This window comes from Paenibacillus sp. F024 (assembly GCF_057814255.1).
The window spans coordinates 125,713-148,631 of record NZ_JBVASZ010000003.1 but is presented as its reverse complement, the minus strand read 5'-3'; the positions used below and the strand labels follow the sequence as shown (position 1 = coordinate 148,631).

Genomic DNA, 22,919 nt, shown 5'->3' with positions numbered 1-22,919 from the left:
TTAAAATGAAGCTTATATAATGACTTTACTTCTTTTTAATAAAAGGAGCCTTGCGCTTATGAACTATCAATTTTCAGATACGATTAACAGCTTCAAATCTTCCGCCGTACGTGAAATTCTCAAGCTGACACAGGGACGCTCTATCATTTCACTTGCCGGGGGGCTCCCTAACGAGCAGTATTTTCCGCTTGAGGCGGTGCGCGACGCATTCTCGCGCGTGTTCGAGCAGGGCGGCAAATCCGTTTTGCAGTACGGACTTACCGAAGGCTACACTCCGCTTCGGGAGAGCATCTCGAAGCATCTGGCTCGCAAGGGCATCAAAGCGGGCATAGAAAACATGCTGCTGACTACCGGCTCCCAGCAGGCCATTGACTTGCTGACTCGCATTTATATCGATCCGGGCGATGTTATTCTGGTCGAAAAACCGACGTATCTCGCAGCCATTCAAGTGTTTCAATCCCACAAAGCCAAGCTCGTTTCCGTAGATTGCGATGAAAACGGCATGAATTTGGAAGATTTGGAGCGCAAAATTAAAGAACACCAACCGAAAATGATATATGTGATTCCTACGTTCGCGAATCCGACAGGCAAAGCTTGGAGCCTGGAGCGCCGTCAGGGCACCTTGAATCTTTGCAAATCCAATGGCGTTCTCATTCTGGAGGACGACCCTTATGGAGAGCTTCGCTTCGGTGATGGCGAAGCGTTCCCGTCCATTTACTCGTTGGACGACGGCCCGAACGGAGGGGCTGTCATATACACAAGCACCTTCTCCAAGATCGTCGCTCCTGCACTTCGTACCGGTTGGGTTGTCGGCGACGAGAATGTGATCCTGCATATGACCCGTGCAAAGCAAGCTGCGGATCTGCACTCCAGCACGATGGACCAGCAGGCGCTGCACGAGCTGTTCCAGCAGTTTGATCTTTACGCGCACATCGATCTCATCCGGACGCAATATGAATCCCGGATGCGCCAAATGGTCAGCTTGCTGCAGGCTAAAAATTGGGAAGGCGTCCGGTGGAACGAGCCAAAAGGCGGCATGTTCATTTGGGTGGAGATGCCTCAAGGGATCGACACGCAGGAGCTGCTTAAGCTCGCCGTTGAGGAAGGCGTCGCCTTCGTGCCGGGAGCCAGCTTCTTTGCAGACGAGCCTCAAACCAACACGATGCGCCTGAACTTTACGCATACCGACAGCGAGGCTATGACCCTTGCTTTTGACCGGCTGGATCGGGCGCTGCAGCGAATGAAGACCGCCGCTCACGGATAAACCAAAGCCTAAAAGCCCTTCCGGAATCCACGCAGCCCGGATGGGCTTTTTTTCCATTCCCACGGCGGATATGCATTTCCATCCAAAGCCAAAAACCTTCATCCTCTTCAGGCTCGGCCGGAAGAGAATGAAGGTTTATTCATATGCCAAACTAGATCAACGATACATTATCACGGCTGCGCGCAGGAGACTTCCGTTTTTCAATCAGCCGGTTAATCGCATCGACATATGCGCGTGCGCTGGCTTCAAGAATATCGGTGCTTACGCCGCGGCCCTGCACCGAATAATCGCCCTGATTCAGCACGACATGAACCTCGCCGAGCGCATCCTTGCCCTGCGTAACCGATTGAATCGAGTAGTCCTCGAGTTCGACTTCTTCTTTCGTCGCTTTATCGATCGCATTGAGGATCGCATCGACCGAACCGTTGCCAAGCGCAACTTCTTCGAGCGTTTCGCCTTCGATCGTCCTCAAGCGGATGGTAGCTGTCGGTGTCGATTGGTTGCCATAAGAAACTTGAATCGTCTCAAGCGCAAACACTTCCGGCGTTTCGATCAGCTTCTCCTCGATCAAGGCCAGAATATCCTCATCCGTTACGTTTTTCTTCTTGTCGGCCAAGTCCTTGAACTTGGAGAAGGCCGCGTTAAGCTGCTCATCGCTCAGGTCATATCCGAGATCGACCAGCTTTTCACGGAACGCGTGACGTCCGGACAGCTTGCCGAGCGTCAGCTTGCTTTCCTTCAGACCGATCGTCTCCGGAGACATGATTTCGTAAGTCGTCTTTTCCTTAAGCATGCCGTCCTGGTGAATGCCTGATTCATGCGCAAAGGCGTTAGCGCCGACAATGGCTTTATTGCCCGGTACGACCATGCCTGTCAGCTTGCTCACTAATCGGCTCGTACGGGCGATCTCGGACAGTGTAAGCGATGTCTTCGCCTGGTAGAACTCCTGACGCGTTTCCAGAGCCATGGCCACTTCCTCGATCGCCGTGTTACCTGCACGTTCGCCGATCCCGTTAATCGTTCCTTCGATTTGGTCGGCACCATTCAGGATCGCCGCGAGCGCATTGGCCGTTGCCATGCCCAAATCATCGTGACAGTGCGCACTGAGCTGAATTTTTTCGATACCCGGCACGTTTTCCTTCAGCGTCTTGAAAATATTTCCGAATTCGTAAGGCGTCATATACCCTACGGTATCCGGAATATTCACAACGGTCGCCCCTGCCCGTATGGCCATCTCCGTCACTTCGCACAGGAAGTCCAGCTCCGTACGGCCTGCATCCTCAGGGGAAAACTCGATTTTATCGAAATATTTTTTAGCATACCGGATGGCTGCTTCCGCCGTCTCCAGTACCTGGTGCTTCTCCATCTTCAGCTTATGCTGCCGGTGAATCGGGGAGCTGGCAAGGAACAAATGCAGGCACGGATCCTGCGCATCCTTTAGCGCTTCGCGCGCCGCATCGATATCCTGCATACGGGAACGCGAAAGCCCTACGATGCTCGCATTCTTCACGGCTCTGGCTACGGCGTTCACGCCGGCCAAATCGCCCGGGGAGGCCGCCGGAAACCCGGCTTCGATCCGGTCTACGCCCAGCTTCTCCAGCTGAAGGGCGATTTCCACCTTTTCTTGCATGTTCAGATTCACGCCCGGCGATTGCTCGCCGTCGCGCAGCGTCGTGTCGAAAATATAAATTTTTCTCATGCCGTCTCACCTGCGCTTTATCGAAATTTAATTACTTTATTAAAGCAGAAAAAGGTACGGCCCGGGAAACGTCCGGGAACGAACCTGCTCTGCCGTCCGTTCCCCACGCTGTTCCCAAGCCGACCTTATACCGCTAATCGTTCATTGTCAGTTCGATTACTTCTTGATCCAGTGCATCAGTTCACGCAGCTGGGTACCGACTTGCTCCAGCGGATGCTCGGATTCCATACGGCGAGTAGCCGTGAGGAACGCGCGACCGGATTGGTTCTCGAGAATAAAGTCGCGAGCAAACTTGCCTTGTTGGATATCGGAAAGAACACGCTTCATTTCTTGCTTCGTTTCGTCTGTGATGATGCGAGGACCGGTTACATAGTCGCCGTACTCTGCCGTGTTGGAGATGGAATGTCTCATTCCTGCAAGACCGCCTTCATACATCAAATCGACGATCAGCTTCAATTCGTGCAAGCACTCGAAATAAGCCATTTCCGGAGCATATCCAGCCTCTACCAGCGTTTCAAATCCGGCTTTTACCAGCGCGGATGCGCCGCCGCAAAGAACGGCCTGCTCACCGAACAGGTCGGTTTCGGTTTCTTCACGGAAAGAGGTTTCAATAACCCCTGCACGGGTGCAGCCGATACCTTTGGCATAAGCCAAACCGATCGCTTGAGCTTGACCAGTGGCATTTTGATGAACTGCGATCAGACCAGGCACACCAAAGCCTTCCACGAATACACGACGTACCATGTGACCCGGGGATTTTGGCGCGACAAGAAGAACGTCTTTGTCCGCAGATGGATTGATTTGACCGAAGTGAACGTTAAAGCCGTGGGAGAACAGGATCGTTGCACCGTGCTTCAGGTTCGGCTCGATTTCATTGTGGTATACGCTTGCTTGAGTTTCATCCGGCATCAGGATTTGCACTACATCGGCAAGCTTTGTCGCTTCAGCAACGGAGTATACTTCGAAACCATCGTTTTTCGCTTGGTCGAAGGAACGACCTTGACGAAGACCGATAATCACTTTAAGACCGCTATCACGCAGATTTTGCGCTTGAGCGTGGCCTTGGCTGCCGTACCCGATGATGGCGATGGTCTTACCCTTCAATACGTTCAAATCAGCATCTTTTTCATAATACATAGTTACTGCCATGGTATAATAGCTCCTCCTTTGATATGAACCCCGTGAGCGGGTGCTCAAACGGATCATGCCTGCCTCCTGGGCCTTTCGTCATCCGCTTGAGCCCCCGCTCACAGAACATTGTACTACGATTTCCAGTATATCTACAAACGCTTATTTTGCCATACCGCGAATCATCGCTGTTACGCCCGTGCGGGACAGTTCCTTAATGCCGTAAGGCTTGAGCAGCTCGGTCATGGCGTCGATTTTTTCCGAATCGCCGACCACCTGCACGACCAGTGTGTTCGGGCCGATGTCAACAACCGCCGCGCGGAATGTCTCCACCACGCCGAGAATCTCGGGACGGGTGCCCGGCTCCGCATTGACCTTGATCAGCGCGAGCTCGCGCGCCACCATCGGATTCGAGCTCAAGTCGACCACTTTGATGACATCGACCAGCTTGTAGAGCTGCTTCGATACTTGCTCCAAGGTATGGTCATCGCCTGTGGTAACGATGACCATCCGGGACAAGCCGTTTTCCTCGGATTCGCCGACGGTAATGCTATCGATATTGAAGCCCCGGCGGCCGAACAGGCCGGATACGCGCTGCAGCACACCGGGCTGGTTGTTCACTAGAACGGATATGGTGTGTTTGCGAGTCATTGATTAATCCCCCATTATCATTTGGTCTATCGTCGAGCCTTGCGTTACCATCGGGAGTACGTTCTCCCCTTTAGGAACGACGAATTCGACGAGCACCGGGCCCGGGGTATCCAGCGCTTCCTGCCATACGCGGCGGGCGTCTTCTTTATTGGCTGCTCTCAAGCCCTTCACGCCGTAAGCTTCGGCCAATTTCACAAAATCCGGGCTGCCGGCAAGATCGATGTGGCTGTAGCGATTATCGTAAATAATCTCCTGCCACTGGCGAACCATGCCCAGCACCTGATTGTTAATCACGACAATCTTGACGGGGATCTTGTTAATGGCGCAAATCGCCAGCTCCTGCGAGCACATCTGCATGCCGCCGTCGCCGTTGATCGATACGACCAGCCGATCCGGATGAGCTACCTGCGCACCAATCGCAGATGGGAAGCCGAAGCCCATGGTGCCAAGACCCCCGGAGGTAATCCATGAACGCGGATGGTTGAACTTGTAGTACTGCGCCGTCCACATTTGGTGCTGGCCTACGTCCGTTGTAATGATCGCTTCACCCTTGGTCGTTTCATTGATCATCTCGATGACATACTGCGGCTTCAGCTCCGTATCCGAATCCTGATACCTCAGCGGGAAGTTTTTCTTGTTTTCCTGATTCCAAGCGATCCATTCCTGCGATTGGGACGGCTTCGCTTTAAGGTTAGCCAGCTGCAGCACCTTTTTTACGTCTCCGACCACCGGAATCGCCGTTTCAACGATTTTGCCGATTTCCGCTGGATCCACATCAATGTGGACGATTTTCTTCGCTTTGGGAGCAAAGCCGTTTACCTTCATCGTTACGCGGTCGTCAAAACGTGCGCCAATACCGATCAGCAGATCGCAATTTTGCAGTGCATGGTTGGCTGCGTACGTTCCGTGCATCCCCGGCATCCCGAGCCACAGCTCATGCGCGCTTGGAAAACCTCCCAAGCCAAGCAAAGTGGTGGTAACAGGAATACGGGTTTTCTCCACGAACTCGATCAGCTCTTTGGATGCATCCGCATAGACGACACCGCCTCCTGCGAGAATAACCGGACGTTCGCTTTCTGCAATCGCCTCCAGCATACGATCCACTTGAAGCTTATGCGGCTGTACCGTCGGGTGATAACCGCGGATGTCCACCTTCTCCGGATAGTAGAACGGCGCCGCGGCGTTCGATACGTCCTTCGGAATGTCGATCAGCACCGGTCCTTTGCGTCCGGTCGACGCAATATGGAACGCTTCTTTAATAATGCGAGGCAGATCCTTTACATCCCGCACCAAGTAGCTGTGCTTGGTAATCGGCATCGTAATGCCGGTAATATCCGCCTCTTGGAACGCGTCCGTACCGATCACCGTCGTCGCTACGTTACCCGTGATGACCACCAGAGGCACCGAATCCATATAAGCTGTAGCAATACCGGTAACAAGGTTCGTCGCTCCCGGTCCGGAAGTGGCGATACATACGCCGACCTTACCGGTTGAACGGGCGTAACCGTCCGCCGCATGAATGGCTCCTTGTTCGTGCCTTGTCAGCAAATGGTTGAAATCCGGGTTGCCGTGCATGGCATCGTAAATATATAAGACCGCTCCGCCTGGATAACCGAAGACGCAATCCACATCCTCCAGCAGCAAGCTGCGCAGCAGCATTTCCGATCCTGTAATCACATCCGGCTTCAGCAGCTCTTCATGCAGCTGCTCCTTCGACTTTTGTTTGGTTTGAACGATCATGTGTGTAGCCCTCCTCTCAAAAAGTCCGATAACAACTAAAAAACCCCTCTCGCCCCAAACGCAACGGTTGCGTCTGACGGGACGAAAGGGGTTGATCTTCCGTGGTACCACCCAGATTTGTTAAATGCCTCACGACAAATAACCTTAGCAGGTAATGCACGCCGCTAGCAGGCGCGTCGCTTACCCTCGGCACGGTAACGTGTGCCACTCCGATTCCCCCTAGTAACCACGATGCTTTAAAGGCGCCGCGCTTTCAGGAAAACAGCTCCGAGGTGAGCTCGTACATAAGGGATTAATGGCATTGGTCTCAGCATCTCCGCCGCTCTCTGAACATAAGAGCCCTTATAACTTCGTCCTCTTCATAGCCGATACTCTGTTGTACTTTTGTTTATTATATGCCGAACCTTATCTTTAGTCAAGCGGAAAAACAGGCGCCGCTCTACCCCGGTGGCATGCGCTATGAGGGGCGGTTTTCAGCTAATCATTGCTTTACAGCTGTGATAAAAGCAACCCAAAGCCGGCACGGCCACCATGCTACTTTGCCAAAAAGCGCCTGCTGCACAAGATACGCGGTAACGCATCTTTTACAGCAGGCGCTTTGAACTTCATTCCAATGATTTACGCGTTGACTTTCTGCTTTGCCGCTTCAGCCAAGGAGTTAAACGCGTTGATGTCGTTAACGGCGAGATCAGCCAGCATTTTGCGGTTGACTTCTACGCCAGCCAGCTTCAGACCATGCATCAGCTTGCTGTAGGACAAACCGTTTTGACGGGCAGCCGCATTAATACGCACGATCCACAATTTGCGGAAATCGCGTTTTTTCTGACGGCGGTCACGGTATGCGTACAGCAGGGATTTCATAACCTGCTCTTTAGCTGTTTTAAATAATCTATGTTTCGAACCGAAGTAACCTTTAGCAAGCTTCAAAATTTTCTTGCGACGACGAGCGCGGACAAATCCGCCTTTCACTCTTGCCATGATGATCTACCTCCAAGGATTGTTAAGTATATTCACGAAATTACTTGATGTTAGCAAGCTGCTGCTTCAGGCGTCTTACGTCGCCAGGAGCCATAACCGGGTTTGTACCAAGAACGCGTTTCTGACGGGCTGATTTGCCGGACAGCAGGTGGTTCTTATAGGCTTTGTAGCGTTTTACTTTACCTGTACCTGTAATTTTGAAACGGCCTTTCAGGCTGCTGTGTGTTTTCATTTTTGGCATGGGGTGTTCCTCCTTAAAGAGTAAAATTATTGCTGTTGCTTTGGCGACAAGATCATGATCATGCTCCGGCCTTCCAGCTTCGGCTTGCGTTCCACAACGCACAGCTCCTCCACCTCGGAGGCCATCCGCTCCAGAACGCGCTGTCCGATTTCGGCATGTGCGATCTCCCGGCCGCGGAAACGAACCGACAACTTCACTTTATCGCCGTCGTTGAGAAATTTCGAAACGTTGCGAAGCTTCGTTTGAAAGTCGTGCTCGTCAATCGTAGCGCTCAGGCGAATTTCCTTCAGCTCAACGATCTTCTGGTTCTTACGGGCTTCCTTCTCTTTCTTCTGCATCTCATAGCGATACTTCCCGTAATCCATGATCCGGCAGACCGGCGGCTTCGCCGTCGGAGCTACATTGACCAAGTCCAGATTCTGATCTACCGCAATCTGCAGCGCCTCGCGAATCGGCTTGATGCCCAGCTGCTCTCCATCTGCACCAATCAAACGAACTTCTCTTGCTCGAATTTCATCATTAATCATGTGCTCTGTACTGATAACCTGCCACCTCCAAAGGGTTATTAAAAAAAAATACGCGGGCGTTAAGAACGCCCACGCAGTTGTTTCAAGTGATTGATCTATCCGATTGGTCATCAGATATTCAAGTTAGGTCACTATCATTCATAACCAGCCAACCTACGTCGGACAGGTGAGAAGCGGGCGCTTCTTCTTTCGCACTCAAATACTATACCACAGTCCGTTCATTGAAGTCAACGGATATTTTGGTCAGTATGACAATTTTAACTAGCCTGTTTACTATGCATGTCTTCAAGACGAATCACGCGGGTATGCTCCGTATGGCTCCACTGCTTGTTGTTTTGAGTGAAGAAGGCATAAATCGTAATCGGCCACCAGGAAAACATGAAGACAGGATACAAAATCAAATACTTGTAGGTTTTCAAAGGAGCCTTATCCATGATCATGGAGATCGGCAGCAGGACGTAAATCGAGATCGTCACCACGTTAAACAGCGTAGGAGATATTTCATACAGCTTGGTCAGATGCGAGCCGCCCAGCGCTATATTGTCGAACCAGACCGCCATCGTGACAAGCGAACCGAGAAAAAAGTTATATACATTCGCCGAATAGACCGCGGCATCAATCTTCGTCCAGCTGCGTTCTTTAATCCCCTGCCACAGCAGCACGAAGAAATAACGGCGGCAAACATCAAAATGACCCTGCATCCAGCGAAGCCTTTGCCTTGCCGACGCTCTAAACGTAAGAGGCTTTTCATCATACACTTTCGCATCCGGATTAAACGTCGGTTTCACGCCTAATTTGACGCAGCGCATGGAGAATTCCAGGTCCTCGACAAGACTTGTCGCCCCCCAGCCGATCTGCTTGAGCAATCCGGTTTCAAAGCACATGCCTGTACCGCCAAGGAAGTTTGCCAGCTTCAGATTGGTACGCGGCAGCTGCCAAAATCTGTTGCTGAAGAAATAAGATATGGCATAAGAAGCTGTAATCCAGGAATCGTTAGGATTTTTGGTATCCAAATAAGCCTGAATGACTTTTGCGCCTTCACATAAATCGTTATTCATGTGTTTTAAATAATCGGAGCTTGCCAGGTTATCCGCATCGAACATGACGACGGCGTCATATTGGCGGGGCATCTTCCACAGCTCCTTGAGCATCCATTCAATCGCGAAGCCTTTACCTCTCAGGTTCGGATTATGGCGTTCGCAGGCGTATACGCCCATATCGCGGGCGATTTGCGCCGTTTTGTCCGTGCAGTTGTCAGCGATCACGAAAACATCGTACAGCTCTTTTGGATAATCGAGATTTTTCAGGTTTTCAATCAACGCTCCGACGACCTGCTCCTCATTGTGAGCCGCCACCAAGACGGCAAATGTTTTTTGCGGCGCGTGCTGGGCCTTGTTTTTACGGCGATACCAGCCAAAAAACGTCAGCCCCAGTTGATAGGCCCCGACGATAATTAGCGTAAACTGAAGGCCTAACAAAATACTGTCCAGCATGATACATCCCCCTTTTTTTGTATGTACCCCTATTTCTTTTTCTCTTTAGCAGTTTAAAAACAGATTCGATAAGGCCTCTCCGATTGCGAGGGTAACCGAATATGATTTTCCTCTCTTTACTGTCATTTGTCAAAAGCTTCACATCGCTTGATTAAGTCAGTTCTTTATCATTTTTGGGAAAAACATCAGCAGTATCGGTCAGACTCTTTGCTATCCATCTTTTTACGTCTTATTTTCATCGTTTTTCAATTATTTTATAAGCGCCGTCTGGAAAAACTTTCTTTTCTCCATGCTGGAGGCGATGCGAGGATTGGTTAGAACACCGCCTGACAAACTCCGAGCTTTCTCCCGGCAGGCACCTTTCATCCGTCAATTCACATTTTTCCGCTGACGATTCTACTGACGAACCTGTCTGCCAAAAAGTTGCCGCTTCCAAACTATTCTCCTATTACCCCCCTGAAATTTTTGTGAAACACCGCCGGCTTGCGATCCATAAACGAATCCCCCTGCAAGTTGGACAAAGCTTCACACATCGTTCATAATTTATGGCAAAGGAACCTTGGTGCACCATCGCCAAATATAATGTAGGAATCATGACCCCGCTCAAAATCATCTTCTTTAATATGCTGTTGATACTCCATTAACAATTCTGTCTTACAATACAAATAGAACGAAACAAAAGCTTATCCCACTGCAGGGAGGTATAGCCTGTTATGAACCGATTTGTCGCATGGCTGCAGCATCATGAGAACCGGATGTTCTGCTTTGTCAATCAACGGATTCAGCATCAAGCGCTGGATTTCTTTTTTAACGCCATCACCCACCTGGGAGGCGCTACGGCATCGATCGCCACTGCACTTTGCGTCGCTTTGTTTGCCGAGGGAGTATGGAAATCGGCCGGAATGGTGAGCTGCATCGCGTTAGGCCTCAGTCATGTGCCTGTGGCCATCATAAAAAAGATGTATCCGCGGCTGCGTCCTTATCTTGTACTTGAAGGCACCAATACATGCAAAAAACCGCTTAAAGACCATTCATTTCCTTCCGGACATACGACAGCCATTTTCTCGGTGACCGTGCCCCTGATGCTCATCACCCCTTGGATCGCCGCGATTTTGCTCCCTGTGGCTTCATTGGTCGGCATGTCGCGTATCTATTTGGGACAGCATTACCCGTCCGACGTACTGGCCGGCTCGTTGATCGGAACGATGACAGCCCTGACAACCGTTGCTTTTTTAGGGTAAAAGCAGTAATGTTAATTCGTTATACATCCAACAGGCACAAGGGTATGGTGAAGCGCTATGCGTAAGAAGAGGGTCTTATTATTATCCGAAGGCTTCGGAGCGGGCCACACGCAAGCGGCCTACGCGCTTTCCGACAGTCTGCGCATGCTCTCGCCCGACATCCGAACGCATGTACTTGAGCTTGGCACGTTCTTGCATCCGACATTAGCTCCATTGATTTTGAGCGCCTACCGCAAAACCGTATCGAATCAGCCAAAGCTTTACGGGCTCGTCTACCGGTCACAATATAAAAAATCGTTGAACCGTCTCTCCCAGCTGGCACTTCACCGCATTTTTTACGCGCAGGCAGCCGAGGTGATTGCCCGGCTGCAGCCGGATACGATCGTATGCACTCATCCGTTTCCCAATGCGGTAATTTCCAGGCTGAAGCGGTCCGGGCTGAATGTTCCGCTGTGTACCGTGATCACCGATTATGATGCGCACGGAACCTGGGTCAGCAAAGAAGTAAGCACCTATTTGGTATCTACCCCTGATGTCAAACAGAAGCTTCTTAGCCGCGGCATACCTTCCGATCGCGTTCAGGTCACGGGGATTCCGATCCATCCGAACTTTTGGGAACAGCATAACCGAGAGGAGCTTCGGTCTCACTTCGAACTGAAGCCGCTGCCGACCGTACTCATCATGGGCGGGGGCTGGGGTCTTGTCAAAAATGAACATTTCTTAACGGATTTGATCCGTTGGCGGGACCGGCTTCAGCTTATCGTCTGTCTTGGAAATAATGAGAGAGCTCTCGCCGAGTTAAAAAAAGACGAGCGGTTCCGGCATCCCCATATTAAGCTGCTGGGCTTTACTAAAGAAATCGATAAATGGATGGACGTTTCCGATCTGCTGATTACCAAGCCCGGAGGAATGACTTGTACGGAGGGACTGGCCAAGGGGATTCCGATGCTGTTCTATAAGCCGATTCCGGGGCAAGAAGAAGAGAATCTGCAATATTTTACGGAGCATGGGTTCGGAGAGCCCATCACATCGTCGGAAACGGTGGCCCACTGGTTCCGGCTGCTGATCGAGCATTACCCAGAGCTTGAGAAGCGCCGCCAAGGCATGTCGCGCAGAACGGATGCCTATCATCCGGCGGATTGTTCTCGTGCGATCATGAAGATTTTGCAGGGGTAAGCTTACCCGTATCGCACAACGAACGAAAAAAACAACCTGACGGGACTTCCCCGTCAGGTTGTTTGCGTAAACAGACGATCTCTAGCCGTTCTGATCAGCTTCAAGCTGTTTAAGGTGCTCGGAAAGAGCCTTTTCCCCTATGACGACCTCAAGCCGGTGAATGGGCATGCCCTTTTCGTAAAATTTGGTTTCGTACTCTGTCATAACAAGGTCCGTACGCGGACCCTCCGCATGCAGATCAAGCGAGATATTGCGCATCCGAAGCCCCAAATCGGCGAACGAATTCAACGAAAACTCGAATAGAGACCGGGAATCGGTTTTAAAATGAATTTCTCCCCGTTCATTTAACAGGATGCTATATTTATTTACAAAATTCGCATGGGTTAGCCGGCGGCGGGCATGCTTTTTTTTGGGCCATGGATCGCTAAAATTCAAATAAATGCGTTCAATCTCGCCAGCTTCAAACATGTTTTCGATATATTCTATGTTCATCCGTACAAGCCGGAGGTTGGATAGGTCCCCTCCATGCTCTTCACGTGATTCCCGCGCCTTCTCGGTTCCACGGCGAATCAACTCGTCGTACATATCGACACCTATGTAGTTGATGTGCGGATTTAAGGCGCTGAGCTGGCTGATAAATCGGCCCTTGCCCATTCCAAGCTCCACATGGATCGGCCGGTCATTGCCGAACACTTCAGCCCACTTCCCTTTAAACGGCTCCGGTTCGAGCACTACCAGCTCCGGCTGTGCCTCGATCGCTTCCCTGATTCCCTTTCGTCCTCTTAAACGCATTGTTTACCGTCCTCCAACTGCTTGCATTTTCGTTTCGGCAGCTTGCCGCAAGCCTGCCTCAATGTCTTTGAACGATTATACTCTGAAACGAAGGGAATGAAAAGACCGGTTAGCCAGCACTAAAGCAATCTGGACCGGTCTTGAAACTGTTTTATAAGACCCCACCGATGACGATCGGCCTCTACTCCCTGCCTTCTTCGCGGTTGCGTCCGCGCATCCCGGCCAAGCCTAAAAGACCTAATAAACCTAACCAGCCCCAGTTCGTTCCTCTTCCTGTCGTTGTCGCAGCAGTCCGGTAGGAAGCCGTATGGTAATTGCCTCCATAGCCGTAGCCCGTACGGTCATTGGCATTCGTGTAGGTGTTCATTCTGTCCAGCATATTATCGTTGTAATTATACGTACGGGTTCCGGTAACGGGATTGTTATAAGTGCCTGCACCGACCCTGCCCGTGGTACCTGTAGTGCCGGTTGTTCCGGTGATAGGATTCGTATAAGTGCCTGTGCCGGTCGTAGCGGGGGCACCTGTGGTACCGGTCTGTCCCGTTGCCGGCAGCCCTGTGGTTCCCGGGGTCGTCGTGCTTGTTCCTGTCGTCGTCATCCCGCCGGGCGCTGTGGCTGCACCCGTTCCGTAAGTGGAGGATGTTCCCGTTCCGGTCGCGGCCGTCTCAGCAAAAGCTTGGCCGCCAAATCCCAAGGAAGCAGTCAACGTGAGAGCAAGAACTGTTTTCACAAGCTTGTTCATGGTTTAGGAGTTCTCCCTTCTGAAGCTGAATTGTTTTGACGCCTTGCAAATATAGCATGGGTCGGACGGACTTTTTTTATCCTGCGGCAGGTCAGGAGTGTTTTGTAAAGGAAACAAAATGAAACGGTTCGCTTTTGTGCCCAGTTTTGATAGAATATAAAGATAAGCTTTACTGGAAAGGAAGTACACCTCATGCATCTATCTTCAACGACCGGGCCCCTGATATGGGGAGATAAACGTTTTCATACATGGAACTATGAGATGCGGGAGCAATTCGGAACCAAGGTATTTAAAGTCATGCTCGACGCCGGCTTCACTTGTCCGAACCGCGACGGTACGATCGCTACAGGCGGCTGCACCTTCTGCAGCGCACGGGGATCGGGAGATTTTGCCGGCAGCCGCCGCGATGATCTGGTGACCCAATTCGGCAAAATCCGCGATCTCCAGCATCAAAAATGGCCGGAGGCGCAGTATATCGGTTATTTTCAAGCCTATACCAACACGTATGCTCCCGTGGAGGAGCTGAGAGAATATTATGAAGCGATCCTGCAGCAGCCCGGCGTTGTCGGCTTGTCTATCGCCACCCGTCCGGATTGCTTGCCTGATGATGTGATCGATTATTTGGCGGAGCTGAACGAACGCACTTACTTATGGGTCGAGATGGGATTGCAAACGGTCCATGAATCGACATCGAAGCTGATTAACCGCGCTCACGATACGCAGTGCTACCTTGATGCGGTTTCCAAACTTCGGGCAAGGGGCATCCGCGTTTGTGCGCACATTATTTACGGCCTCCCTCAGGAAACGCATGAGATGATGCTGGAAACAGGGCGCGCGGTGGCCGACATGGATGTGCAGGGCATCAAAATCCACCTGCTTCACCTGATGCGCAAAACACCGATGGTCAAGCAGTATGAAGCCGGACTCCTGAAATTTTTGGAAAAAGAGGAGTATGTGAGCTTGGTTGTCGATACGCTTGAAATGCTGCCGCCGGAGATGATTGTTCACCGCCTGACCGGCGATGCGCCGCGCGATCTGCTCATCGGTCCGATGTGGAGCCTCAAAAAATGGGAGGTTCTCAATGCTTTTGACGAGGAGCTTAGGCGCCGCAACACCTGGCAGGGCAAAAAATGGCTGGAAAGCCTGAAAACTGCAACAGTTCATGCCTAGATTACGTTATAATAGGTAAGAGGTCATGGAAAGGAGTGGTTCGCATATGCTGCGGGGCACAAAGGGATTCCTATACTCCACGTTAGGCGCTGTGATGCTGCTCGCGGCCGGCTGTGCGAACGAGCCGCCTGCACCTCCGACGCCGGCCGGAACATCTTCGACCGAAATCATACCCACGACGCCCGCTGCGGAAACGGGCACTCCGCAGGCGGAGCCGAATATTTCGAAAGCAGAGACGGATTCTTCAAAAATTGTAGATTCTGCTGCGGGAAGCGGCAGCAACCGGACAGAGCCTGCGCCCAAAGCGCCGAGGTCTGCTCCTGCGGCACCCAAAGCGCCTAAAGTGCCTGCAGCCCCTGAGCTTCCTGCTTCCTCCGTGCTGCAGGAGAGCGGAAAAACCTCCGCTCCGTCGAAGGAGCCGGGGACGCAGATGGTGGATCCGCCTACGGTGGGATCCGGTCAGGCCAAATCGGATGGAAAACCGGCTGCCCCTATGCTGCCGGAGCCCATTGAACCGCCAACGATAAGCGCCGACCCGGCAGAAAAGACCCAGTCTCCCGCCGTTTCCGAGAAAAGGATGGAAAGCGGCTTATGGGCTCCGCCAACCCTGAGCGAGCCGGTTCAGATTCAAAAATAAACAGGTTCAACAATAACGAAGGCGGGCATTCGGATGTCTGCCTTCTATCTTTATATATAAGAATAGGATGGGGAGGATGGACCTTCGTGGGGTTTATTTCCATACTTAGCTTTACCCACAAATTAATTGAAGAACGCGTAAAATCCGGGGAAACCGTCATTGACGCCACGGCAGGCAATGGAGTCGATACCGCCTTTCTTGCCCGTCTGGTCGGACAAGAAGGTACGGTGCATGCCTTCGATATCCAGCGGCAGGCGTTGGAGCATACGGCAGAGCGTTTAGCCAAGGAGCTGCCGGGTACGACTGTGAAGCTGCACCATTGCAGCCACGCCGAGCTGCTGCACGTCATTCCACAGGATCAGCATGGGCTTGTCTCGGCGGTTATGTTCAACCTGGGCTATCTGCCCGGAGCGGATCACGACACGATAACAAAGCCCGTTTCAACCGTTGCCGCCTTGGAAGCGTCAGCCAAGCTGCTCCGCCGCGGCGGCATTATCACCGCAGTCCTGTACACCGGCCATTCCGGGGGCGGCGAAGAAGCGGATGCCGTAGAGCAGTGGGCCTGCGGGCTGCCTCAAGGGCAGTTTCAAGTGCTGCAATATCGTTTCATGAATCAAATCAACCGTCCTCCTTATTTGATTGCAATCGAGAAACGCTGATGGAGTCCCCCAAATGACTGATTTTATTGCGCTCCCGGCTCTTTCGCTAGATCCTTTTTCCTCTACCCTGGCCTATAGCCAATGGAAAGCCGGATTGATATAATTTTAGTTGAATAGAAAATTAGGAGCGTAGACGATGAAACCTTATCCGCTGCAATGCAAACCTGAATTTAAAGAGAGAGTATGGGGTGGACGTGCTCTCGAGCAGTTCGGACTTGACCTCCCGGAGGGACACATCGGAGAAGGCTGGATGATCGGAGATCACCCGAATGGAACAACGACCGTGGTGAACGGAGAGCTGGCCGGAATGGGACTGGATCAAATCCGGGAGCAGTACGGTAAGGTTCTATTCGGCGGCAAAGGCTTTTCCGAGAAAAACGGACGCTTTCCGCTGCTGATCAAGCTGCTGGATTGCCAGGACGATCTTTCCGTTCAGGTGCACCCGAACGATCATTACGATCGTCTTCCGCAAGGCGAGCTCGGAAAGACCGAGATGTGGTATATTCTTGATGCCAAGCCCGGCGCCAAAATTATTTATGGACTCAAGGAAGGCGTAAACCGTGAGCAGCTTGCGGCCGCCATCGATGAAAACCGCATCCTGGAATGCCTGAATGAAATTATGGTTGAGGCCGGCGACTCCTTCTATATTCCAGCCGGTACGGTGCATGCATTGGGATCGGGCGTTCTGGTCGCGGAAATTCAGCAAAATTCCGACAGCACATACCGACTGTACGATTACGACCGACTAGGCTTGGACGGGAAGCCCAGAGAGCTGCACATTGAAGATTCCCTGAACGTCATCGCCTTTGAAGGCTCTGGCGCTACTTATATGAAGACCGATATTTCCACCTGTAATGAATGGTTGACGTTAGCGCGATCTCCTTTCTTCGTAACGGAAAAAGGCCAGGTCGAAGGCATTTGGAGCCTGCAGACTTCACCGGAAAGCTTTATTATCCATATTATCTGCGACGGATCCGGCTCCATCCGCTGGACAGAAGGTGAGCTGCCCGTGAAGCCGGGCGAATGCTATCTGCTTCCGGCCAATCTCGGCAGCTACTCGCTTACCGGCAGCATGACCGTACTCCGCAGCTACTTGCCGTAAAAAACAGCACCACCTCCAAGGCTATTGTCTAAGCCTTAAGAGGTGGTGCTGTTTTTACTATAAATCAATGTACAGCAAGCTTCTCTACGTTCATGGTGAAATACTGCGCGCGGGCGGCCGCATCCGGCGGATAATGGACAATCAGCAGCTGTTCTGCCGAACGGTCAAGCTCGCCTGTTGCCAGGTAATGGTCAAGCCGGAACGGAAGCACCTCGATCATCGTATGCTTATGCAATTCTTTCTCTCCGATCGAAAGCGCAGCGAAAGCGTCCGATACCGCATGCGGACGTTCTGCGAGCAGCCGCAAATATTCCGATTGCCGTGGCTTATCCAGCGTAAAGTCCCACCAAATCTTGCGGGGCCTGTACTTATGGCCCAGGAAATAATCGAGCTTCATGAAGCCCTCGATCACCTCAAGCTCGGCCGTCCCGCGATGCTTTAAGAAAGCGCTCAGCCGCGTAAACAAATCCTCCAGCTGGTGGCCGATCTTCTGCCAGCCCCGCTCCTCCCAGTAATCCCCGAACTCTTGGAAGAAATCAAACGCCGACGGAAACTCATGCTTGATCAAATACGTAACGGTATGGTCCATCCGATGGGCGTTCCAATATTTTTCGAGCACATCCTCCACCCTCTTGATTCTGACCAAATCGCTGAACGGAAGAATATTATTGCCTAGAATTTCATAAGGGGCATGATCCATATAAACGTAGCCGTATTTCTCCGCATCCTGACGCATCCCGGTACCGCGCAGCATTTTCAGGAAGCCGAGCTGCAGCTCTTCGGGGCCCAGCTCGAACACATCGTTGAACGTACGGCGGAAGGAGCTGTAATCCTCCTCGGGCAGTCCGGCGATCAAATCGAGATGCTGATCAATCTTGCCGCTCTCTTTGACCTTCGTCACCGTGCGTGTCAGCTTGGCAAAGTTTTGCCGCCGTTTCACCAGCGTGTTGGTCAAATCATTGGTCGACTGTACGCCGATCTCAAACCGGAAAATCCCCGGGGGCGCCTGCTCTGCCAAGTAATCCAGCACCTCCGGACGCATGATATCCGCGGTAATTTCGAACTGGAACACGCAGCCGCGGTGATTCTGAATGAGAAACTCAAAAATCTCCATGGCATAATCGCGCTTGATGTTGAAGGTTCGATCCACGAACTTGATCAGCTTGGCGCCGGAATCGATCAAATACAGCAGATCGCTTTTTGTCCGCTCCATATCAAAATATCTGACGCCCACTTCTATAGAAGAAAGACAGAATTGACAGCTGAACGGACAGCCCCGGCTTGTTTCAAAATAAACGACCCGGTTGGCCAGACTCGACACGTCCTCGGCAAAACGGTGCGGCGACGGAATATCATCCAGCGCCAGCTTCGGACGAGGCGGGTTGATCATAACACGGTTATCTTTGCGGTAAGCGACTCCGAACACGCTGTAGAAGGCACGGTCGCTTTGCAGCTCCGACAGCAGGTGATGAAACGTCTCTTCCCCTTCGCCCATCACGATGAAATCCACCTCGGGAAGACGGTTCATCCAATAGTCCGTATCGTAAGACACTTCCGGTCCGCCGAGCACCACGACTAAATCGGGCATTATCTTTTTGAGCATGCCGATCACGACGATCGTTTCTTCGATATTCCATATATAACAGGAGAATCCCACCACATCCGGCTTTCGCTGGTACAAATCCGATACGATATTCATCGCCGGATCCTTAATGGTATATTCGGCAATTTGGATGCCGGGAAAATCCTTCTGACTGTAGGACTTCAAGTACCTCAGAGCCAGGGAGGTATGAATGTATTTGGCATTCAGTGTAGATAATACGATGCTTTTCATTGGGTTTAAACCTTCTTTGCTTCCGATTGGCCTTGCTTGATTTGTACCCTATTTTACACGGAAACCGGGGGGAACACAAAAGAATCGGCCGCCTCGGACCGCGAGTTCTTGATTAATGAAATACCATGCGCAGCACCATGGCACAAGCGCTTCCCGCAATGACCGTCCATAGCAGACTGCGGGTCTTTACGGCAACGATAAACGTGAGCAGGCCGGCAAGCAAATCGACATTCTTCAGCAGCACAAGCTTTCCGTCCGACACGAAAAGCTCTTGTCCGACCAAAGCGGCCATAACGGCGATCGGGACATGCCTTAACCATTGCAAGGCCCATTCCGGCAAGGAGATGCGGCTTAACAGCATGAGAGGAATGACCCGGGGAATGAACGTGACCAGCGAAGCGCCGATAATGATCCATAAAATAGTCCATCTTACTTCCATCGTTCGACCACCATCCCCAAGGTAGCTCCGGCCACCGTAGCCAAGATAATCGCGATACTTCCCGACCATACCCAACCGATGCCGACCACCGCAATAACGGCAAACACCGCGACGAAGATGTCTACCGCCATGGTGCCGCGGCTTACGATTTGCAACACCAGAAGACCTATAAACATAGCGGGCAGGGCAAAATCCAACCCGAGCTGCTCCGGCTTCGCAACCCATTGACCCAGGATCGCTCCGGCGACATTGGCTGCAATCCAGTTGCTGTAAGCCGCCAAATTAAGACCGTGCATCCACTTTTCGCTGAGGGCCTTGCGATGGGCCGTTTGCCCTATCGCCACTCCAAAGGTTTCATCGGTGAGCAGAGAGCCGATCAGCATATTTTTAAACGGAGTAAGGTGGCGAAAATAAGGCGATATGGCTGCACTAAGCAAAAAATGGCGAAGATTGACAAAGAAAACGGTAAAAATAATGGCTGCCGCCGAATGGCCCGCGGCGACCATCCCCGCCAGAATGAATTGAGCCGAACCGGCGTAAAGCAGCAAAGACATCAATGCGATTTCGGCTGTGCTCAAGCCCGCCGTCTTGCCAATGATCCCTGCCGCAAATCCAATGCTTAAATATCCCAGCAGCGTAGGAATACAATCTTTGATCCCTTGTATAAAATCCTCTTTTGCTTCTAAAGCCGACGTGTTGGTATGCATGATTCTCCTACCCCTAAGACGCACAAATGTTTTGCAGCGACCCATAAATGGACATAACATCTTTTGTAGACTCCATTCTACCCACAAAACAAAAAAAATGGAACCGTTAAGGTCCATTTTGTCGGTTATTGCATATAGGAGTTGGACTGCATCCATTCCGTCTCCGGAATTAACGCGGTCAGTCTGAATTCATCTTGCCCGTCTTCCGACCATACGCTGGCTTGCGACATCAGCTGGGCTTCGACCTGCTCCTTTTGCGTCATCAGCTCCGCGGCATCGCCTTCCGCCAGATTGTCGATCGTCTGCTGCAGCCGGTTTCTCTCTTCCAGTCTTTTGGCCATTTGATACAGGATCATCCTAAACCATCGTCCCTTCGCTTTTGAGTTCTTGCTTTCATGTTACCCTGCCTGCATGAAGACAAGATTAAGGGAACATCAACGTACTGTTAAAAATGCTCCCCTATATTCTATGCGTCTTTACGAATTTAGTATTTCCCATTTTGGCCAAAAAGATGTATTCGTATCATTCCCATTTGAAAGTCAGGCTGGCGAGGATAAACGCAAGAACCAGCCATACGCCCAGAAATACCGCCTCCACCCACAGCGTTCCCATCGTTGCGCCTACATTCATCACCTGCCGCAATGCGGTGGTCAGATGGCTGATCGGGATGAGCTTCACCAGCGGCTGAAGAAACTCGGGCATATTTTTGATCGGAAAAAAGACCCCGCCCACAAACAGCATCGGAAACGAAAGGAAGCCGGCAATCGGCCCTGCGCTTTCCGGCGTCTTGGCCAGACCGGCCACGATAAAGCCCGTCGCCATGAACGCAAGCGTGCCGAGGATGATGAAGAACAGCAGGGTCAGCCAAGATCCGTTCACCTGCGTTCCAAAGAACAAGTAGCCCACAAGCAGAACAATGATAGCTTGAAGCCCGTTCAATGTCAGCCTTGCCGTTATTTGTGCCGCGATAAAGGTGGAAGCGTGCAGTGTCGTACTCTGCATACGGCGCAAAATCCCCCGCTCTCTCCAAGACGAGATTTGTGCGGCTACGCCGTTCAAATTGTTGGACATGATCATCATCGCCAGAATGCCCGGCACGAGAAAGTCAATATAGCGGAGCTTCAGTGACTGAACGCCCTCAGGCTCGATCTTAATGGCCGGCGCGTAGCCCGACAGCTTCTTGTCGATGCCGTCGACGATAGGCATAAGCAGCTGCAGCCCGATCTGCGATGCGGCGGCGTTCGTTTCGTCATAATATACCTTCAGGGCGGCGGAAGCTTGGCTGTCCGCGTTAGGCGCTCCCGCAGCCTTTCTCGACCTCGCCTCCAATTCCTTGGCAAAGCCTTGGGGGATGACGATCACCAGCTGATGATCCCCGCGCTTAAGCACCTCCACTTCCGCGTCCAAGTCCTGGGCGGCCTTGAGCTGCAGGACCGGATTTTCCTCTAAGGACGAGATTAATGCCTGCGATGCTGCGGTTCGATCCAAGTCGATGACCGCTCCCGACACGGTGACCGGCGTATCTTTACCTAGGAATGAGCCCAGCATGACCATGAAAAAGACCGGGAAAAACAACGTCCAAAACAACACCTGACGGTTGCGCCCGAACAGCCTAAGCTGGGCCAGCGTTAATTGAATATAGGCCTTCACTGCTCTCTCAAGCTCCTTCCCGTCATGTGAATGAAGACATCCTCCAAGGTAGCCGTACGCGTTTGCAAATCCTGCACCCTCCATTTCTCCCGGGAAGCCAATCCGATCAATTCGACCAACGAAGCCTGCAAATCGTCCGTATACAGCACGAACAGCTCATTGCGGTAATCCGCCTGCTTCACTTCGCTGACCTTGCCTAATCCCTCAAGGACTTGATCCAGGCTCTCCCGGTCCCATTCCTCCGAGCCTTCCAGCCGGAACTCGACGGCACTGTCCGACTGCAGGCTTCGCACCAGGTTCCTTGGCGTATCAAGCGCAATGACCTGACCGCTGTCCATCAGGCAGATGCGATCGCAGAGCACATGCGCCTCTTCCATATAATGCGTGGACAGGACAATGGTCTTCCCCCGCTCCTTGAGCCGGAGCACAATGTCCCACAGGGTCCGGCGCGCTTGCGGATCCAGCCCGGTTGTCGGTTCGTCCAAAAACACCACCTGAGGATCGTTCACTAACGCCAGGGCAATCGCCAGCCTTTGCTTTTGTCCTCCGGACAAATGTTTAACGCGGTCGTTTCGTTTCTCCTGAAGGATCATATCCTCCAGCAGCGGATCGATCGGTACAGATTCGGGGTAAAAGCTCGCGTACATTTTTACAATCTCATGCACCTCGAGCAAATCAAACAAAGAGGTGGACTGCAGCTGAACGCCGATCACCTCTTTGACTTTCTTCAAATCCGTTCGGGTATCATAGCCTGCAACGATGGCATGGCCGTCATCCGGACGGCGGAGCCCTTCAATCATCTCCATCGTCGTCGTCTTGCCTGCGCCGTTGGGGCCCAGCAGCCCGAACACCTCGCCTTTATAAACTTCGAAATTCACGCCCTTCACCGCTGTAAAATCGCCGTATCTCTTGACCAAGCCGTTTGCTTGGATCATCGTTTCCGTCTGCGCCACCGTTCCTCCAGCTCCTTTGGGCTCAGTCATTATAATCTGAGTATATCACCCGCGATACGCGGTTGCCTAATCCTGCTAAGATCGCTCCTTGGGATG

At 51.9% G+C, this 22,919-nt stretch carries 23 protein-coding genes and 1 other annotated feature; of the genes, 7 read left to right on the top strand and 16 right to left on the bottom strand.

Annotation, left to right across the window (positions count from 1 at the left end; all coding sequences use genetic code 11):
* The first annotated feature begins 58 nt into the window (after positions 1-58).
* Complete coding sequence (locus tag ACZYR9_RS05850; RefSeq protein WP_488977531.1) at positions 59-1,264, top strand: aminotransferase-like domain-containing protein; 1,206 nt, start codon at positions 59-61, stop codon at positions 1,262-1,264.
* A gap of 151 nt (positions 1,265-1,415) precedes the next feature.
* Here the strand turns inward: ACZYR9_RS05850 and ACZYR9_RS05845 are convergent, their stop codons facing one another.
* The 8 genes from ACZYR9_RS05845 to ACZYR9_RS05810 form a co-directional block, all read right to left on the bottom strand.
* On the bottom strand, positions 1,416-2,963 hold the full coding sequence (locus ACZYR9_RS05845) for a 2-isopropylmalate synthase (RefSeq protein ID WP_488977530.1): 1,548 nt from the start codon (positions 2,961-2,963) through the stop codon (positions 1,416-1,418).
* Positions 2,964-3,119: 156 nt separating this feature from the next.
* On the bottom strand, positions 3,120-4,112 hold the full coding sequence (gene ilvC, locus ACZYR9_RS05840) for a ketol-acid reductoisomerase (RefSeq protein ID WP_488977529.1): 993 nt from the start codon (positions 4,110-4,112) through the stop codon (positions 3,120-3,122).
* A gap of 141 nt (positions 4,113-4,253) precedes the next feature.
* Positions 4,254-4,742 carry an acetolactate synthase small subunit gene (gene ilvN / locus ACZYR9_RS05835; RefSeq protein ID WP_488977528.1) on the bottom strand — a complete coding sequence of 163 codons (489 nt, stop codon included), beginning with the start codon at positions 4,740-4,742 and terminating at the stop codon, positions 4,254-4,256.
* 3 nt (positions 4,743-4,745) lie between these two features.
* A complete protein-coding gene (gene ilvB, locus ACZYR9_RS05830) occupies positions 4,746-6,482 on the bottom strand; it encodes a biosynthetic-type acetolactate synthase large subunit (protein WP_488977527.1) in 1,737 nt (578 codons plus the stop codon).
* Between the two features lie 618 nt (positions 6,483-7,100).
* Complete coding sequence (gene rplT / locus ACZYR9_RS05825) at positions 7,101-7,460, bottom strand: 50S ribosomal protein L20 (protein WP_488977526.1); 360 nt, start codon at positions 7,458-7,460, stop codon at positions 7,101-7,103.
* A gap of 40 nt (positions 7,461-7,500) precedes the next feature.
* Positions 7,501-7,701 (bottom strand): 50S ribosomal protein L35, encoded by a 201-nt coding sequence (gene rpmI, locus ACZYR9_RS05820; protein WP_488977525.1) that lies wholly within the window; start codon positions 7,699-7,701, stop codon positions 7,501-7,503.
* A 26-nt stretch (positions 7,702-7,727) separates the two neighbouring features.
* Entirely contained in the window at positions 7,728-8,228 is a 501-nt protein-coding gene (gene infC / locus ACZYR9_RS05815) for a translation initiation factor IF-3 (RefSeq protein WP_488977524.1), read from the bottom strand.
* Positions 8,229-8,266: 38 nt separating this feature from the next.
* Positions 8,267-8,423: a sequence feature (ribosomal protein L20 leader region), on the bottom strand.
* Between the two features lie 62 nt (positions 8,424-8,485).
* The gene (locus ACZYR9_RS05810; protein WP_488977523.1) at positions 8,486-9,721 is read right to left on the bottom strand and encodes a glycosyltransferase family 2 protein; all 1,236 of its coding nucleotides are present in this window, start codon (positions 9,719-9,721) and stop codon (positions 8,486-8,488) included.
* Positions 9,722-10,434: 713 nt separating this feature from the next.
* On the opposite strand from ACZYR9_RS05810, the gene ACZYR9_RS05805 reads away from it, so the two are divergent.
* Together ACZYR9_RS05805 and ACZYR9_RS05800 are read left to right on the top strand one after the other, a co-directional pair.
* Positions 10,435-10,962 (top strand): phosphatase PAP2 family protein, encoded by a 528-nt coding sequence (locus ACZYR9_RS05805; RefSeq protein ID WP_488977522.1) that lies wholly within the window; start codon positions 10,435-10,437, stop codon positions 10,960-10,962.
* 57 nt (positions 10,963-11,019) lie between these two features.
* Positions 11,020-12,138 (top strand): MGDG synthase family glycosyltransferase, encoded by a 1,119-nt coding sequence (locus ACZYR9_RS05800; RefSeq protein ID WP_488977521.1) that lies wholly within the window; start codon positions 11,020-11,022, stop codon positions 12,136-12,138.
* Positions 12,139-12,219: 81 nt separating this feature from the next.
* On the opposite strand, the gene trmB is transcribed toward ACZYR9_RS05800, so the two are convergent.
* Together trmB and ACZYR9_RS05790 are read right to left on the bottom strand one after the other, a co-directional pair.
* The gene (trmB, locus tag ACZYR9_RS05795; protein WP_488977520.1) at positions 12,220-12,930 is read right to left on the bottom strand and encodes a tRNA (guanosine(46)-N7)-methyltransferase TrmB; all 711 of its coding nucleotides are present in this window, start codon (positions 12,928-12,930) and stop codon (positions 12,220-12,222) included.
* Between the two features lie 181 nt (positions 12,931-13,111).
* Complete coding sequence (locus ACZYR9_RS05790; RefSeq protein WP_488977519.1) at positions 13,112-13,672, bottom strand: WGxxGxxG-CTERM domain-containing protein; 561 nt, start codon at positions 13,670-13,672, stop codon at positions 13,112-13,114.
* Between the two features lie 192 nt (positions 13,673-13,864).
* Here ACZYR9_RS05790 and mnmL point away from each other — a divergent pair, with 192 nt between their 5' ends.
* From mnmL to ACZYR9_RS05770, 4 genes are all read left to right on the top strand, one after another.
* Positions 13,865-14,842, top strand: coding sequence for a tRNA modification radical SAM protein MnmL/YtqA (gene mnmL / locus ACZYR9_RS05785; protein WP_488977518.1), 978 nt, complete (start codon positions 13,865-13,867; stop codon positions 14,840-14,842).
* 46 nt (positions 14,843-14,888) lie between these two features.
* Positions 14,889-15,479, top strand: a complete 591-nt coding sequence (locus ACZYR9_RS05780; protein ID WP_488977517.1) for a hypothetical protein — start codon at positions 14,889-14,891, stop codon at positions 15,477-15,479.
* An 86-nt stretch (positions 15,480-15,565) separates the two neighbouring features.
* Positions 15,566-16,138, top strand: a complete 573-nt coding sequence (mnmM, locus tag ACZYR9_RS05775; RefSeq protein ID WP_488977516.1) for a tRNA 5-(aminomethyl)-2-thiouridylate-methyltransferase MnmM — start codon at positions 15,566-15,568, stop codon at positions 16,136-16,138.
* A gap of 136 nt (positions 16,139-16,274) precedes the next feature.
* Positions 16,275-17,240: a type I phosphomannose isomerase catalytic subunit gene (locus ACZYR9_RS05770; RefSeq protein WP_488977515.1), complete on the top strand. Its 966-nt coding sequence runs from the start codon at positions 16,275-16,277 to the stop codon at positions 17,238-17,240.
* A 64-nt stretch (positions 17,241-17,304) separates the two neighbouring features.
* Here the strand turns inward: ACZYR9_RS05770 and ACZYR9_RS05765 are convergent, their stop codons facing one another.
* From ACZYR9_RS05765 to ACZYR9_RS05740, 6 genes are all read right to left on the bottom strand, one after another.
* Positions 17,305-19,074, bottom strand: a complete 1,770-nt coding sequence (locus ACZYR9_RS05765) for a B12-binding domain-containing radical SAM protein (protein WP_488977514.1) — start codon at positions 19,072-19,074, stop codon at positions 17,305-17,307.
* A 112-nt stretch (positions 19,075-19,186) separates the two neighbouring features.
* Entirely contained in the window at positions 19,187-19,513 is a 327-nt protein-coding gene (locus ACZYR9_RS05760; protein ID WP_488977513.1) for an AzlD domain-containing protein, read from the bottom strand.
* The gene (locus tag ACZYR9_RS05755; protein WP_488977512.1) at positions 19,504-20,220 is read right to left on the bottom strand and encodes an AzlC family ABC transporter permease; all 717 of its coding nucleotides are present in this window, start codon (positions 20,218-20,220) and stop codon (positions 19,504-19,506) included. Before ACZYR9_RS05755 ends, ACZYR9_RS05760 begins: the two co-directional genes overlap by 10 nt.
* Before the next feature lie 125 nt (positions 20,221-20,345).
* Positions 20,346-20,561: a hypothetical protein gene (locus ACZYR9_RS05750; RefSeq protein ID WP_488977511.1), complete on the bottom strand. Its 216-nt coding sequence runs from the start codon at positions 20,559-20,561 to the stop codon at positions 20,346-20,348.
* Positions 20,562-20,742: 181 nt separating this feature from the next.
* The gene (locus ACZYR9_RS05745) at positions 20,743-21,870 is read right to left on the bottom strand and encodes an ABC transporter permease (protein WP_488977510.1); all 1,128 of its coding nucleotides are present in this window, start codon (positions 21,868-21,870) and stop codon (positions 20,743-20,745) included.
* Positions 21,867-22,853 carry an ABC transporter ATP-binding protein gene (locus ACZYR9_RS05740; protein ID WP_488977509.1) on the bottom strand — a complete coding sequence of 329 codons (987 nt, stop codon included), beginning with the start codon at positions 22,851-22,853 and terminating at the stop codon, positions 21,867-21,869. Before ACZYR9_RS05740 ends, ACZYR9_RS05745 begins: the two co-directional genes overlap by 4 nt.
* Positions 22,854-22,919: the final 66 nt, after the last annotated feature.

What these genes read in the sequence shown, in the direction of transcription:
- ACZYR9_RS05850 (WP_488977531.1), top strand. Translation starts at nt 59, where the DNA reads ATGAACTATCAATTTTCAGATACGATTAACAGCTTCAAATCTTCCGCC.
- ACZYR9_RS05845 (WP_488977530.1), bottom strand. Translation starts at nt 2,963, where the DNA reads ATGAGAAAAATTTATATTTTCGACACGACGCTGCGCGACGGCGAGCAA.
- ilvC (WP_488977529.1), bottom strand. Translation starts at nt 4,112, where the DNA reads ATGGCAGTAACTATGTATTATGAAAAAGATGCTGATTTGAACGTATTG.
- ilvN (WP_488977528.1), bottom strand. Translation starts at nt 4,742, where the DNA reads ATGACTCGCAAACACACCATATCCGTTCTAGTGAACAACCAGCCCGGT.
- ilvB (WP_488977527.1), bottom strand. Translation starts at nt 6,482, where the DNA reads ATGATCGTTCAAACCAAACAAAAGTCGAAGGAGCAGCTGCATGAAGAG.
- rplT (WP_488977526.1), bottom strand. Translation starts at nt 7,460, where the DNA reads ATGGCAAGAGTGAAAGGCGGATTTGTCCGCGCTCGTCGTCGCAAGAAA.
- rpmI (WP_488977525.1), bottom strand. Translation starts at nt 7,701, where the DNA reads ATGCCAAAAATGAAAACACACAGCAGCCTGAAAGGCCGTTTCAAAATT.
- infC (WP_488977524.1), bottom strand. Translation starts at nt 8,228, where the DNA reads ATGATTAATGATGAAATTCGAGCAAGAGAAGTTCGTTTGATTGGTGCA.
- ACZYR9_RS05810 (WP_488977523.1), bottom strand. Translation starts at nt 9,721, where the DNA reads ATGCTGGACAGTATTTTGTTAGGCCTTCAGTTTACGCTAATTATCGTC.
- ACZYR9_RS05805 (WP_488977522.1), top strand. Translation starts at nt 10,435, where the DNA reads ATGAACCGATTTGTCGCATGGCTGCAGCATCATGAGAACCGGATGTTC.
- ACZYR9_RS05800 (WP_488977521.1), top strand. Translation starts at nt 11,020, where the DNA reads ATGCGTAAGAAGAGGGTCTTATTATTATCCGAAGGCTTCGGAGCGGGC.
- trmB (WP_488977520.1), bottom strand. Translation starts at nt 12,930, where the DNA reads ATGCGTTTAAGAGGACGAAAGGGAATCAGGGAAGCGATCGAGGCACAG.
- ACZYR9_RS05790 (WP_488977519.1), bottom strand. Translation starts at nt 13,672, where the DNA reads ATGAACAAGCTTGTGAAAACAGTTCTTGCTCTCACGTTGACTGCTTCC.
- mnmL (WP_488977518.1), top strand. Translation starts at nt 13,865, where the DNA reads ATGCATCTATCTTCAACGACCGGGCCCCTGATATGGGGAGATAAACGT.
- ACZYR9_RS05780 (WP_488977517.1), top strand. Translation starts at nt 14,889, where the DNA reads ATGCTGCGGGGCACAAAGGGATTCCTATACTCCACGTTAGGCGCTGTG.
- ACZYR9_RS05770 (WP_488977515.1), top strand. Translation starts at nt 16,275, where the DNA reads ATGAAACCTTATCCGCTGCAATGCAAACCTGAATTTAAAGAGAGAGTA.
- ACZYR9_RS05765 (WP_488977514.1), bottom strand. Translation starts at nt 19,074, where the DNA reads ATGAAAAGCATCGTATTATCTACACTGAATGCCAAATACATTCATACC.
- ACZYR9_RS05760 (WP_488977513.1), bottom strand. Translation starts at nt 19,513, where the DNA reads ATGGAAGTAAGATGGACTATTTTATGGATCATTATCGGCGCTTCGCTG.
- ACZYR9_RS05755 (WP_488977512.1), bottom strand. Translation starts at nt 20,220, where the DNA reads ATGCATACCAACACGTCGGCTTTAGAAGCAAAAGAGGATTTTATACAA.
- ACZYR9_RS05750 (WP_488977511.1), bottom strand. Translation starts at nt 20,561, where the DNA reads ATGGCCAAAAGACTGGAAGAGAGAAACCGGCTGCAGCAGACGATCGAC.
- ACZYR9_RS05740 (WP_488977509.1), bottom strand. Translation starts at nt 22,853, where the DNA reads ATGACTGAGCCCAAAGGAGCTGGAGGAACGGTGGCGCAGACGGAAACG.